The organism is Pantoea sp. MBD-2R, from assembly GCF_039134845.1.
Lineage (GTDB): Bacteria > Pseudomonadota > Gammaproteobacteria > Enterobacterales > Enterobacteriaceae > Erwinia.
In genome coordinates this window covers 3901257-3913956 of the sequence record NZ_CP152417.1, presented here as the reverse complement: position 1 = coordinate 3913956, position 12700 = coordinate 3901257, and the positions used below count along the sequence as shown (strand labels likewise).

General features: G+C 55.8%; 10 protein-coding genes. 6 read left to right on the top strand and 4 right to left on the bottom strand.

Annotated elements, in window-relative coordinates:
* Nucleotides 1–133: 133 nt before the first annotated feature.
* Nucleotides 134–1120 (bottom strand): AraC family transcriptional regulator, encoded by a 987-nt coding sequence (locus AAGQ96_RS17915; protein ID WP_217363417.1) that lies wholly within the window; start codon nt 1118–1120, stop codon nt 134–136.
* A gap of 108 nt (nt 1121–1228) precedes the next feature.
* Between AAGQ96_RS17915 and AAGQ96_RS17910 the strand changes: the two genes are divergently transcribed.
* Nucleotides 1229–2425 carry an MFS transporter gene (locus AAGQ96_RS17910; protein WP_342754221.1) on the top strand — a complete coding sequence of 399 codons (1197 nt, stop codon included), beginning with the start codon at nt 1229–1231 and terminating at the stop codon, nt 2423–2425.
* A 54-nt stretch (nt 2426–2479) separates the two neighbouring features.
* Here AAGQ96_RS17910 and AAGQ96_RS17905 read toward each other — a convergent pair whose 3' ends face one another.
* Complete coding sequence (locus tag AAGQ96_RS17905) at nt 2480–3697, bottom strand: MFS transporter (protein WP_147199812.1); 1218 nt, start codon at nt 3695–3697, stop codon at nt 2480–2482.
* A 280-nt stretch (nt 3698–3977) separates the two neighbouring features.
* A complete protein-coding gene (locus AAGQ96_RS17900) occupies nt 3978–4259 on the bottom strand; it encodes a SelT/SelW/SelH family protein (protein WP_342754219.1) in 282 nt (93 codons plus the stop codon).
* Nucleotides 4260–4496: 237 nt separating this feature from the next.
* On the opposite strand from AAGQ96_RS17900, the gene AAGQ96_RS17895 reads away from it, so the two are divergent.
* From AAGQ96_RS17895 to AAGQ96_RS17875, 5 genes are read left to right on the top strand one after another with little or no spacing between them, the layout of a single operon-like run.
* Nucleotides 4497–6887 carry a TonB-dependent receptor gene (locus AAGQ96_RS17895; protein WP_342754218.1) on the top strand — a complete coding sequence of 797 codons (2391 nt, stop codon included), beginning with the start codon at nt 4497–4499 and terminating at the stop codon, nt 6885–6887.
* A 58-nt stretch (nt 6888–6945) separates the two neighbouring features.
* On the top strand, nt 6946–7974 hold the full coding sequence (locus tag AAGQ96_RS17890; protein ID WP_147199809.1) for a ChuX/HutX family heme-like substrate-binding protein: 1029 nt from the start codon (nt 6946–6948) through the stop codon (nt 7972–7974).
* Entirely contained in the window at nt 7971–8798 is an 828-nt protein-coding gene (locus AAGQ96_RS17885) for a hemin ABC transporter substrate-binding protein (RefSeq protein ID WP_147199808.1), read from the top strand. The genes AAGQ96_RS17890 and AAGQ96_RS17885 overlap by 4 nt, the downstream gene beginning before the upstream one ends.
* A complete protein-coding gene (locus AAGQ96_RS17880; protein ID WP_342754217.1) occupies nt 8795–9796 on the top strand; it encodes an iron ABC transporter permease in 1002 nt (333 codons plus the stop codon). The genes AAGQ96_RS17885 and AAGQ96_RS17880 overlap by 4 nt, the downstream gene beginning before the upstream one ends.
* On the top strand, nt 9789–10562 hold the full coding sequence (locus tag AAGQ96_RS17875; RefSeq protein ID WP_342754215.1) for a heme ABC transporter ATP-binding protein: 774 nt from the start codon (nt 9789–9791) through the stop codon (nt 10560–10562). The genes AAGQ96_RS17880 and AAGQ96_RS17875 overlap by 8 nt, the downstream gene beginning before the upstream one ends.
* Nucleotides 10563–10657: 95 nt before the next feature.
* On the opposite strand, the gene mrdA is transcribed toward AAGQ96_RS17875, so the two are convergent.
* Nucleotides 10658–12553 carry a penicillin-binding protein 2 gene (mrdA, locus tag AAGQ96_RS17870; protein WP_342754214.1) on the bottom strand — a complete coding sequence of 632 codons (1896 nt, stop codon included), beginning with the start codon at nt 12551–12553 and terminating at the stop codon, nt 10658–10660.
* Nucleotides 12554–12700: the final 147 nt, after the last annotated feature.

The window sequence follows — 12700 nt, the reverse complement described above, 5'->3', positions numbered from 1 at the left end:
TATCGCAAAATGGATGGGACGGGGGTCTAAAAAGTGCGGTTGGACCCTTCTGGATTTTTCTTTGCGATTCTGCACCCGACTCGGCGGATAATTGTCGCGGTCAGCCACGTAGTACAGCAGCCAGTGCCGGGCATTAAGCCCGCGCAGCAACCTGAGGCATGGCATCGTAAGCCTGAGCTGCTTGTTTATTTTCACCCGCACGCATTGCGCCAGGCGTCACGCCCATGGTGCGTTTGAACGCGCGGCTAAAGGCCGCCAGCGAGCCATAGCCCAGCCGCCAGGCCACGGTTTCAATCGCCTCGCCTTCGCGGCCGATCCACTGTGCCGCCAGCTGCATGCGTAGCCCGGTGAGATAGCGAACCGGCGTCATGCCCGTCACCGCCAGAAAACGTTCGGCAAATACCGAGCGGGAGCTGCCCATTTCGGCGGCCAGCTGGGCAACCGTCCAGTTTTTTCCCGGCTCGCGGTGCAGGGCAACCAGCACTTTACCGAGACGAGGATCGCGCAGCGCCTGGATCCAGCCGCCCGCTTCACCACAGCCTGACTCCACCCAGCCACGCACGATAAACGCAGCCACTACATCAGCCAGCCGTGACAAAATACCCGCATAGCCAGCCCGTTTCCCCAGTGATTCCCGTTCCATTGCTTCAAGCATTGGCTGCACTTCCGGGTAATTGCTCAGCAGCGTTGCAGCCAGCAGCACTTCCGGCATGGCACTGACCAGCATCTGCATGCCGCCTAAATCGAACTCCATTGAGCCGCTAAAAATCAACGCGCTGGGTTCCTTAAGACAGGCTTTAACACAGCTGACGTTGCTGCATACCGGCGTGCTGTCGAAAGCGCGAATATCTTTGCAGGCGATGTCTGGAGACGAGACGAGTACATGATCGATGCCCTGCGGCAGCAACAGCGCATCGCCGGTATTCAGCGTATAAAGAGTGCCGCTGCCGGTACGCAGCATTACCGGTCCACGGCTGACAAAGTGAAACTGCGCGCGGCCTGGCGCCTGCACAAAGCCGACGCCAAAAGGGGCGGCCAGCTCAATACGTCGGTATTGCACGCCCAGCAGGCGCATGCCCAGCAGCAGTTCGCTGGCTAAATCGTGGCTTTCTGTGGTCATAAGGCGCCATCCGGACGAATAATCAATAATCACGGATTTTACATCATAGACCATCCGGGTCGAGCCTTTTACGCTTAGGCTATTATTTTCATGTCACGAGAGATTTTTATGAGCACAGCACAACAGGCCGGTACGGCACAGGAAAAGCCCCTGTGGGGCGCAGTTTTTTCGATGGCGCTTGGCGTGTTTGGACTGGTGACGGCGGAGTTTCTGCCCGCCAGCCTGCTGACGCCGATGGCAGCGAGTCTGGGTGTTACCGAAGGCGTAACCGGGCAGTCCGTTACCGTTACCGCTGTTTTTGCCCTGTTAACCAGCTTTTTTAGCGCATCGGTCACCAGCCGCTTTGACCGACGTTGGGTGATGCTGACGTTTTCAGTAATGCTTATCGTCTCTAACCTGCTGGTGGCTTTCGCGCCAAATCTGACCTTTATCCTGGCGGGCCGCGTTCTGCTGGGCATCGCGATTGGCGGCTTCTGGACGCTGGCTCCGGCCACCGCGATGCGTTTAGTGCCGGAAGCGATGATCCCGCGCGCGCTGTCGATTGTTTTTAGCGGCGTCTCGGTCGCAACAATCGTTGCCGCGCCGGTGGGCAGCTATTTCGGACATCTGATTGGCTGGCGTAACGTTTTTATCGCGGCGGCGGCCTGCGGTCTGCTGGCGCTGATTTGGCAGACGATTGCCTTACCTAAAATGCAGCCAGGGCAGGCAGGCGCAGGTAATTCGATGCTCTCGCTGGTAAAGAGGCCCGGCATGCAGACGGCGCTGCTGGCGATTATCCTGCTGTTTTCCGGACACTTTGCCTTCTTTACCTATCTGCGGCCGTTCCTGGAAAGCGTGACGGGCGTCGGCGTCAACGGCCTCTCCGTCATTCTGCTCGGCTTTGGCGTGGCGAACTTTGCCGGAACGCTGATTGCGGGTGTGCTGTTGGAGCGTAGCCTGAACCGGACGCTTATCGGCATGCCGCTGGCAATGGGGTTGCTGGGCGTGGCGCTGGTCGGACTGGGATCGGCACCGGTGATGGATGCGGTACTTATCGCGCTGTGGGGCATGGCTTTTGGCGCTGTTCCGGTCGGCTGGTCAACGTGGATCACCCGCACCATGCCGGAAGAAGCGGAAAGCGGCGGTGGACTGCTGGTAGCGACTATTCAGCTGGCAATCACTATTGGCGCTGCGGCTGGCGGTATGATCTTTAACGTCACCGGGGCGAAAGGCGTCTTTATGGGCAGCGCAGCGGCATTGCTGCTGGCGACGCTGACGATTTGTATGGCGCTACGGGTCAGGCTTCCCGCGCGCGATAACATCTGAAAAGGTCGTCTGAAAAAACGTTATCAGGCCGGGCGCATTGCCCGGCCGTGTTCATCAAATCAAATCGGTGGAACTGACGTCGGTATTTTTACGGTCGGCCACTTCTTTCAGCAGCGCCACAATAAAGATCACCATCCCCAGCACCGGCAAAATTGCGCCATAGGTCGCGGTCTGCGTCATCGGATAACCCTGCTGCACGACATAAGCCCCCAGGAAAGCGCCCAGCGCGTTGGCGATGTTAAATGCCGAATGGTTTAGCGTTGCCGCCAGCGTTTGCGCTTTTCCGGCTACCTGCATCAGACGAACCTGAAGCGGCGCGCACAGCGCCAGGTTAGTGCCAATCAGGAAAGCGCCTAACAGCAGGCCAGCCAGCGACGTCACCATCAATGGGAAGAGGGTCAGCACCACCACGCTCCAGGCCAGAATGCAGAAAATCGACAGCATGATTTTGCCATCGGCCAGCTTGCCGCCCGCCAGATTGCCCAGCACCATCCCCAAACCAAAAGCAAACAGCACAACCGGCAGCCAGAGGGTCGACAGGTGGGCAGCTAAGGTCAGAATGGGGGTGATATAGCTGATCACCGCGAACATTCCGCCAAAACCAATTGCCGCAATACCCAGCGTTAACCAGATACGGATATTAGCCAGGCCGCGGATCTCTTTCAGCGGCGAGCTTTGAGCTTCTTCACGCTGCATTGGGAAAAGTTTGAAGATTAACAACGCATCAATCAACGACAGCAGCGAAACGCAGGCGAAAGCCCAACGCCAGTCAAGATGTTCCCCCAGCAACGTTGCAGCCGGATTGCCCAGCAGCGAGGCCAGCGTCAGACCAAGCATCACTTTTCCTACGGCCTGGCCGCGACGATTTTCATCCACTAAAGAGGCCGCCGCCAGTGCTGCCACGCCCAGGAAGGCGCCATGCGGTAAGCCGCTCAGAAAACGCGAAACCACCAGCGCGTGCGCCGTTTCCGCCAGCATGCTGCTGATATTGCCCAGTAGAAACAGGGTGATAAAGATCATCAGCTGATGCTTACGCTGTAAACGAGCGGTGCTGAGTGAGAACAGCGGAGCGCCAATAACCACGCCAAGCGCATAGTAACTGATGAATTTGCTGCCTTCGGCCAGGCTGACGTTCATGGCCGAAGAGACCTGCGGCAACAGGCCCATAATAACGAACTCGCTCAAACCAATGGCGAAAGCGCCCAGCGCGAGAGAAAACAACAGTGGCCCGATAGCGCGAGCCTCAGGAGGTGTTGGACTTACAGTATTCATAATAAAAAGATGCACTTAAATTTAGCGATGTATGCAGGAACCTGAGCACAGCATGTGACAGGGGCGCAGGTCTTCAGGCAGGGAAGGTAAGGGGAAAGCGTATTGTTATCGGCCTTCTGGCTCTTGTTAACGTCGCCAGAGCCTGAGCTTTGGCGACGCAGAGTCTACAGCGAAGCGGCAGGGAGACACAAGTTTAGGGTGATCTTCGTCACATTTCAGTCCCGCTGTAACCCTGTGACGAGGCGCTTATCCTTCCTTATTTTGTTATTAAATCAGTTAATTACGCTTTATCAATATGCCCTAAATCCCGCTCGGGAAAACAGACATTCCGCACCCGCTGCTTTAACTCTTTCACTTCCGGAAAACCGCCATCGGTTTTGCGATCCCAAATCAGGTGTCCATCGATGGCGATCTGATAGATACCACCGGTGCCCGGGAGCAGCGAGACCGAAGCCAGATCGGTACTGAAAGTGTGCAGCAGTTCCTGCGCCATCCAGCCTGCGCGCAGCAGCCAGTTACATTGAGAACAGTAGTGAATAGTGATAGCTGGAGAGGTTTTCATTGATTCAGGCTCGTGAAAAAAACAGACGGTCATCATCTGGCGGTCGTTACGGGCTGTCAACCCGGCCACTTTTTTAACATTGTGAATTAATTGTGGAGATGATTGCCAACTTAAATCAATATGATTATCATTCGCATTTGTATTTACCGTCAAGGATCGACACCGATAATGTGCAGTGGGCACACCTGCGGCAGCAATGAATGAGTCGATACTAATAATGAATAAAGGCTTACCCAAATGTGTAAAAAATTAATTTCTCAGGGAATTATCCAAAAATCCGTGCTATTCAGCACGCTGGTGACTTCCGGCTTTGCCGTCGGTGCTGATAATCAGAGCGATAAGATTACCGCTGCGACCTCTTCTGAAACGCTGACGATTGCCGCAAAAAAGCAGGCCCGCGAGCCGGTGATGGTGGTTACCGCGCCGCAGCCTGAAAAAGAGGCCGGTACGAAAACGACAATCACGGCTGAGGAGATGCAAAAAAAAGGTGCCAACGATTTTGGTTCAATAATGCGTTACGAACCGCTGATTAGTGCCACCGGCGTGAGCGGGGGATCGTCGGCGGGCAAAAGCGGCTTCGATCGCAGTGGCTATACCGGCTATAACATTCGCGGTCTTGAAAACAACCGCGTCGGGCTGGATGTCGATGGCATTCCTCAACCGGAAGCGACCGGGCGCAGCTACGTCAGTCGCGCCGGGCTGAATACCTTCGGCATCGGCCGTGACTATATAGACCCTTATATCTACGGGCAGGTGGATATTGAATCGGGCGCAACCTCAACCGCCAAAGCCAATAACGCTATCGGCGGCGCGGTGTCGTTTTTGCCCAAATCTGCTGATGACTACCTCTCGCCTTATAAAACGACCTACTTCGGCTATCAGTCAGATTACGACTCCTCTAACCGCAGCTGGCACAACGGCATTACCGCAGCAGCAGGTGACGAAACCCTGCGCGGCGTCTTTGTTTACAGTCGCCGCGACGGTCAGGAAACGCGTAATAACAGCGGAACGCAAGAGGCTTATCCGGCGAACTGGCATTCCAATGCGCTAATGGCTTCCGGCATCTGGCAGCCCAACGATGAGCACAAACTGACGGGCACCCTCGACTATTACGACAAAACTAACCATACCCACTACGACTCATGGAACGATGGCGGCAGTGCCATTTGGGGGACCGCGCAGCAGCAGAGCAATACACGCCGCTGGGGCGTTAGCCTGAAGGATGAGTGGACGCCCGCAAACGCCTTTATCGACAGCCTGACATCGCGCCTTTATTACCAGCAAACGCAGGCGCACGATAATACTTATATGCCTTCCAGCGCGACGGCGATGCAGCGCGTCTATTCCGATTATGATGTCGATACCTATGGCTTTGAAACGCAGCTGGCGAAAACGTTGGGGCGTCACGATCTGAGCGGCGGTCTGAACGGCAGCATCAATGAGACCAAACGTCCGTTCCGTCAGGTGCCACCCGCCAGCCAGTACAGTGTGATTATGCCGCCGCAGGCCGACAGCCGTAGCTATACGCTGGGCGGATTCGTGCAGGATAAAATCCATTTCGATCTCGACGGCCACGACTTCAGCGTGGTGCCGGGCGTGCGTATCGCGCATCAAAGTATCAAACCACAAAATCTTGGCAGCCTCACCACGGGCAGTTCAGTATTGACCGAATCCCAGCTGGAAACGCTGTATGGCAAAGAGAACGCCGATACGCAGGTTCTGCCGTCGCTGAGCGTTAACTATGATATTACGCCCGGGCTGATGACTTACGTGATGTACAAGCGCGGCGCACAGTTCCCGAACGCCAGCCAGCTGTATGGGTCCTGGAATCTTGGCGCAAGCTACGCGGGATCGGCGCAATACGCGCTGATCGGCAATACCGCGCTGAAAACCGAGACCAGCAATAATTTCGAGTGGGGTTTAAAAGGCCACGTGATGGAAGGCGTGACCGTCAATGCGGCCATGTTCTACAACACTTACGACAACTTTATTGCCTACACTCGCTATAGTCGTTCCCGTAATCCATCGATGTTCGGCAACGTGCCCTCGAACATCTACACCATTTATCAGGCAGAAAATCGTGATAAGGCTTTTATCTATGGCGGCCAGCTCAGCACGAAGCTCAACGTCGGCACCTGGTTTGAGCAGGTTAACGGTCTGAGCGCCACCTTCGCGCTGGGCTACAGCGAAGGGAAATCTAAATCCAGCTACGCCGGTGACAGCTACGTCGATCTCGACAGCGTCGCGCCAGTAAAAGCCATTGTCGGCGTGGCCTGGGACGATCCGGCAAAACGCTACGGCGCAGCCGTCACGGCCACCTTCGTGAAAGGTAAGCGCGCTACCAATACCAACCGCGAAAGCTACAGCAACAGCGGCACGGCACTGACCGATTCAACGTCTGAGTATATGCGCGTGCCGGGCTACGGTATGGTAGATATGACCGCTTACTGGCAGGTGGCTAAAAATGTCAAAATCAACGGTGGTATCTATAACCTGACCGATCGCAAATATTGGGATTACCTCAACAGCCGTAACCAGCTGGAAGCGACCAGCCAGGATGCTTACGAAAAAGCGCTGGCAGTGATGCCGGGCCGAACCTTCCAGCTGGGCGTTAATATCGACTTTTGATTGTTTGTAAAATAACACTTGCCCTGCGCTGAACGCAGGGCTTTATGGAGAGCAAGTGATGAATCTTTACCAACGTTATCAGCAAGCTAAAGCAGGAAATCCGAAAATGTATGCGCGCGATCTGGCAGGTTTGCTGGGCGTCAGCGAAGGCCAACTGACCCATGCGCGCGTAGGCCAGGATGCGGTGGCGCTAAAGCCGGATTTCAGCGCGTTATTGCCTGCACTGGAGGCCGTCGGTGAAACCAAATCCATTACCCGTAACGCGTTTGCCGTTCATGAACAGGTCGGTCGTTATGAAAATCTGCATCTGGGCGGCCATGCCGGGCTGATCCTTAACCCTCGCGCGCTGGATCAGCGTCTGTTTCCGCACCAGTGGAAAAGCGCTTTTGCCCTGAATGAAGTCACCGGGCGCGGCGAGCGTCAAAGCATTCAAATCTTTGATGCGTATGGCGATGCGATCCTGAAAATTTACGCCACCGCCGCAACGGACAGGGCGGCCTGGCAGGCGCTGATCGACCAATTTACCCTGGCAGACGCGCCCGCGCTTGCGATCGGCAAATCTCAGCCCGTTGCGTTAAATCCGCAGCCGGACGCTGCGCTGATTGAACAGGAGTGGCGTGCAATGACGGACGTTCATCAGTTTTTTGGCCTGCTGAAGCGTCATAACATTTCGCGCCAGCAGGCCTTCAGCGCGGTTGCGGACGATCTGGCGCTGAAGGTCGAAAACAGTGCGCTGAGCGAGCTGCTGTCGATGGCCCACGGTGACGGCAACGAAATCATGATTTTCGTCGGCAACCGTGGCTGCGTGCAGATCTTCACCGGGGTAGTGGAAAAACTGATGCCAATGGAAAACTGGCTAAATATCTTTACACCAACCTTCACGCTGCATCTGATGGAAAACGGCATTGCGGAAAGCTGGATCACCCGTAAACCGACCGCGGACGGCTTCGTAACCAGTCTTGAACTGTTTGCCGCAGACGGCACGCAAATCGTGCAGCTTTATGGACAACGCAGCGAAGGGATGCCGGAGCAGGCTCGCTGGCGCGAGCAGATGGCGCAGTTGACCGGTGTTGGAGCGCCAGTATGAAAACAGGCTTGAGTGCGCTACTGCTGCTGCTGACGCTGCCTTTCTCGCTCATGGCGGAAGAGAGAGTGGTGTCGATTGGCGGCGATATCACTGAAATTATCTATGCGCTGGATGCTCAGCAAACGCTGGTGGCGCGTGACAGCACCAGCCAACAGCCGGCGCTGGCGCTAAAACTGCCGGATGTGGGCTATATGCGGCAGCTAAATGCGGAAGGCATTTTGTCGATGAAGCCGACGTTGGTGATTGCCAGTGAACTGGCGAAGCCGTCGCTCGCGTTGCAGCAGGTGTCACAGGCCGGGGTGAAAGTGGTGATGGTCACCGGCACGCCCTCGTTGCATGCCATCCATGAAAAAATCGCTACTGTCGCGAAAGCCCTTAACCGGCCGGAGCAGGGCAGGGAGCTGGAAGCCAAAGTGGACAGGCAGCTGGCTGGCGTGACGGGGAAGCCGCTGCCGGTGAAAGTGTTATATATCCTTAATCACAGCGGCATGAAGACCATGGCGGCGGGAACGCAAACGGCGGCGGATGGTGCGATTCAGGCCGCAGGTTTGATCAATGCGATGGGCGCGATCCCCCATTATCAGCCGCTGACCCAGGAAGGCATTGTGGCGAGCGCGCCTCAGCTGGTGGTCATTGGAAAAGAAGGGCTGCAGGCGATGGGCGACGATGCCGCGATCTGGTCGCTGCCCGGTCTGGCACTGACGCCGGCAGGGAAGCATCACAACCTGCTGGTGGTGGACGAAATGGCGTTGCTCGGTTTCGGCCTGAAAACGCCTGAAGCCGTGGCGAAACTGCGTAAAGCGGCGGAAGCGATAGCCGAATGAAAGTTGTCAATCTGCGGCGGACGCTGCTGATTATGTTGGGGATAACGGTCGTGATGGTGCTGTTGTCCGCCAATATCGGCGCGATGCATCTTTCGTTGCCCATGGTCTGGCATTCCTCTGCGGACAGTCTTATCTGGCAGATCTGGTGGAATATCCGGCTGCCGCGGGTGCTGCTTGCGGTACTGGTAGGCGCTGCGCTGGCGCTTTCGGGCGCGGTTATGCAGGGGCTGTTCCGCAATCCGCTGGCCGATCCCGGCCTGCTGGGCATCAGCAGTGGCGCTTCGCTGATGCTGGCGTTGTCGGCGGTGTTGCCGGTAACGCTGCCTGCCGCACTGGCGCTGTGGCTGCCGACGCTGGCGGCTTTTATCGGCAGCCTGGCCGTTACCCTGGTTATCTTTTTACTTAGCCGTCGCGGCAGTACTACGCTCTCAAAACTGCTGCTGGCGGGTATCGCGATTAATGCGATCTGCGGTGCGGCGGTCGGCATCCTCTCGTGGATCGGCAATGACCAGCAGTTACGTCAGCTTTCGCTGTGGGGGATGGGTTCGCTGGGACAGGCGCAATGGTCGACGGTATTGGTTTGTGCTGCACTGATTTTGCCCGCAATGCTGGCCACACAGTGGCAGGCGCGACGGCTTAATCTGCTACAGCTGGGTGATGAAGAAGCGCACTATTTGGGCGTTGACGTTCTGCGTACGCAGCGCATTCTGCTGGTACTTAGCGCACTGATGGTCGCGGCTGCGGTTGCTGTCAGTGGCGTTATTGGCTTTGTGGGATTGGTGGTGCCGCACCTGATCAGACTCTGCACGGGCGGCGATCACCGCTGGCTCCTGCCATTTTCCACGCTGCTGGGTGCTATTCTGCTGTTGGTGGCGGATACTCTGGCACGAACGCTGGTGTCGCCAGCAGAAATGCCGGTAGGGTTACTGACCAGCATGCTTGGCGCGCCGTGGTTTTTATGGCTCATTTTAGGCCGCCGGGAAAGCCAGTATGAATAATACCTTACAGGCCGTCGCGGCTTCATATCGTCTCGGCCAGCGACTGCTGATCGATCGGGTTTCAGTGTCGTTGCAGCCTGGTGAAATGGTGTCGCTGATTGGGCCAAACGGCGCGGGAAAATCAACCTTATTGCGCATGCTGGCCGGGTTTTTATCGCCCAGCGAAGGACATTGCCTGCTGGAGAAACGAGCGACAGAGCGCTGGCCGCGCGATTTACTGGCGCAAAAACGCGCGGTAATGCGCCAGCAAAGCCACGTCGAGTTTCCGCTAACCGTGCGGGAAGTGGTGACGATGGGACGTGCGCCGTGGCCGGGCAGAGCAAAGCCCTCGATGATTGACGACGTAATGCAGCTGACCGGGAGCGACGTGTTGGCAAACCGTGACTATCGACAGCTTTCGGGGGGCGAGCAACAGCGCGTTCAGCTGGCGCGGGCGCTGACTCAGCTCTGGCATGACGACGGGCCGCAAGGCTGGCTGTTTCTCGATGAGCCGACTTCGGCGCTGGATCTTTATTACCAGCAGCATGCGCTGCGGTTGCTGCATCAGCTGACCCGAAAAGGGCAGCTTACGGTGTGCTGTGTGCTTCACGATCTGAATCTGGCCGCGCTCTGGTCAGACAGAATGCTGCTGTTGCATCAGGGTTGCCTGGTGGCCAGCGGCACGCCGCAAACGGTGATGACCGAAGAGACACTAACTCGCTGGTATCAGGCCGAGCTGCATGTTCATCATCACGGTGACGTGCCGCAAATTATTTTGCAGCGTTAAGCGACAGATACTGTGCCGGTGGCTCAACGGAGCAAATGTCCTCACATATTGGGTAAGCAGAAAATAGCAGGCAGAAGCGATCTGCCTGTTTATCACTATTGCGCAGTCAGGTTACTTTGCGGGTCAGCGGTGACCGGCATCGGGGCGACATCCGGCGGCAGGAAAATATGATCCATGATATTTCTCACCAGTGGAGCCGCCGTTACGCCGTTGATACCGCCGTTTTCGAGGATCAGCGCTATCGCCACTTTTGGCTTATCAAACGGCGCAAAAGCGGTATAGAAGATATGGTCGCGCAGGCGAACCGGGATCATCTTCGCGTTATAAATCTGGTTTTGCTTCAGGCCAAATACCTGAGACGTCCCGCTTTTCGCCGCAATGCCATAAGGCGCCGTATGGAAATATTTATAACCGGTACCGTTAGGCGCATTCGCCATACCAAACATGGCCCGGCGCACCAGCCCCCAGTAAGGCGAATTCGCGTCGCCGATTTGCTGCTGAGGCAGGGTTGGCTGCCAGGGCGTCACGCTTTTGCCCTGTTTTTCTTCATACATAAGATGCGGCTGAACCACGTGACCGTTGTTGATCAGCGTCGACATCGCCTTCACCATCTGGATTGGCGTCGCGATCCAGTAGCCCTGACCGATACCCACCGAGACGGTATCGCCCTGATACCAGCCTTTTTTATGCACTTTTTGCTTCCATTCGCGGCTTGGCAGCAGGCCGTTATACTCTTCGTTCAGATCGATGCCGGTCGATTTACCGTAGCCGAACTGGCTGAGCATGGTGTGAATGCGGTCAATGCCCATCATAAACGCCACCTGATAGAAGAACGTATCTGCCGACTCCTCAATCGCGCGGGTCACATCCAGCATGCCGTGACCCGATTTTTTCCAGTCGCGATATTTGCGTTCTGTGCCCGGCAGCGTCCAGGTGGGCGCACCAAAAAAGGTGGTCTGTGGCGTAATCACGTGGGTGAGTAATGCCGACATTGCCATATAGGGCTTCACGGTAGAAGCGGGCGGATATAACCCCTGCGTCACGCGGTTGATCAGCGGCAGATCTTTATTGCCTAGCAGCTCTTTATACGCCTTATAGCTGATGCCTTTCACAAACGGGTTGGGATCGTAGCTGGGACTGGAAACCATCGCCAGCACTTCACCGGTTTTCGGGTTTTCGATCATCACGGCGGCACGTTGCCCAACCAGCTGCGTTTCAACATACTGCTGAAGGTGTAAATCCAGCGTCAGATAGATATTTTTCCCGGCAACCGGCGGCACCTCTTTCAGCACGCGGATTACCCGGCCGTGGTTATCAACTTCCACTTCCTGATAGCCCGTTTTGCCATGCAGCACCGATTCATAATAGCCTTCAATGCCCTGTTTACCGATGTTATGGTCGGCCGCGTAGTTTTCACCAATGCCAGCTTTGTCGAGACGCTTGTAATCGTTATCGTTGATTTTAGAAACGTAACCGACAACATGCGCCAAATCGGGGCCATAAGGATACTGACGATCCTCGTAGCTGTTGATGTCCACGCCGGTGAACTTGAACTGGTTGACGGAAAAACGGGCCACTTCTTCGGCAGAAAGTTCCGTTTTTAGCACCACGGGTTTGTAGCGGCTGGCGGCATGCAGCGCATGCGTAAAGGTTTCGATATCTTCCGGTGAAAGATCGACAATTGGCGTCAGCTCGGCCAACAGCCCTTTCATATCCTGCACTTTGTACGGCAGGACTTCGACATCGTACCAGGTGACGTTTTTGACCAGCGGGATGCCGTTGCGATCGAAAATGATGCCTCGCGTAGGCGCAATGGGGATCATTTTGATGTCGTTCTGGTTAGAACGGGTCTGATAATACTGATTTTGCTCAATTTGCAGGTGATAGAGGTTACAGACAAGAGTGACAAACCCTGCCATTACCATGCCGAAGGCGACCAATGCCCTGCGTACAAACAGCTTTTCTTCTTCTGCAAAATCTCTGAATTTCATTACCGGACAATCGCGACTTTTCGAATTTTCGCGCTCAATAATAGAGATAACCCAGCAAATCACGACCTGAAAGATGCATCTCACGCGGCTAAAGTGTGACATTTATTGAAGATGTAACAAAAAGTGGATAAATAATCACAATTAGCA

What these genes read in the sequence shown, in the direction of transcription:
- mrdA (WP_342754214.1), bottom strand. Translation starts at nt 12,553, where the DNA reads ATGAAATTCAGAGATTTTGCAGAAGAAGAAAAGCTGTTTGTACGCAGG.
- AAGQ96_RS17915 (WP_217363417.1), bottom strand. Translation starts at nt 1,120, where the DNA reads ATGACCACAGAAAGCCACGATTTAGCCAGCGAACTGCTGCTGGGCATG.
- AAGQ96_RS17900 (WP_342754219.1), bottom strand. Translation starts at nt 4,259, where the DNA reads ATGAAAACCTCTCCAGCTATCACTATTCACTACTGTTCTCAATGTAAC.
- AAGQ96_RS17880 (WP_342754217.1), top strand. Translation starts at nt 8,795, where the DNA reads ATGAAAGTTGTCAATCTGCGGCGGACGCTGCTGATTATGTTGGGGATA.
- AAGQ96_RS17885 (WP_147199808.1), top strand. Translation starts at nt 7,971, where the DNA reads ATGAAAACAGGCTTGAGTGCGCTACTGCTGCTGCTGACGCTGCCTTTC.
- AAGQ96_RS17895 (WP_342754218.1), top strand. Translation starts at nt 4,497, where the DNA reads ATGTGTAAAAAATTAATTTCTCAGGGAATTATCCAAAAATCCGTGCTA.
- AAGQ96_RS17905 (WP_147199812.1), bottom strand. Translation starts at nt 3,697, where the DNA reads ATGAATACTGTAAGTCCAACACCTCCTGAGGCTCGCGCTATCGGGCCA.
- AAGQ96_RS17875 (WP_342754215.1), top strand. Translation starts at nt 9,789, where the DNA reads ATGAATAATACCTTACAGGCCGTCGCGGCTTCATATCGTCTCGGCCAG.
- AAGQ96_RS17910 (WP_342754221.1), top strand. Translation starts at nt 1,229, where the DNA reads ATGAGCACAGCACAACAGGCCGGTACGGCACAGGAAAAGCCCCTGTGG.
- AAGQ96_RS17890 (WP_147199809.1), top strand. Translation starts at nt 6,946, where the DNA reads ATGAATCTTTACCAACGTTATCAGCAAGCTAAAGCAGGAAATCCGAAA.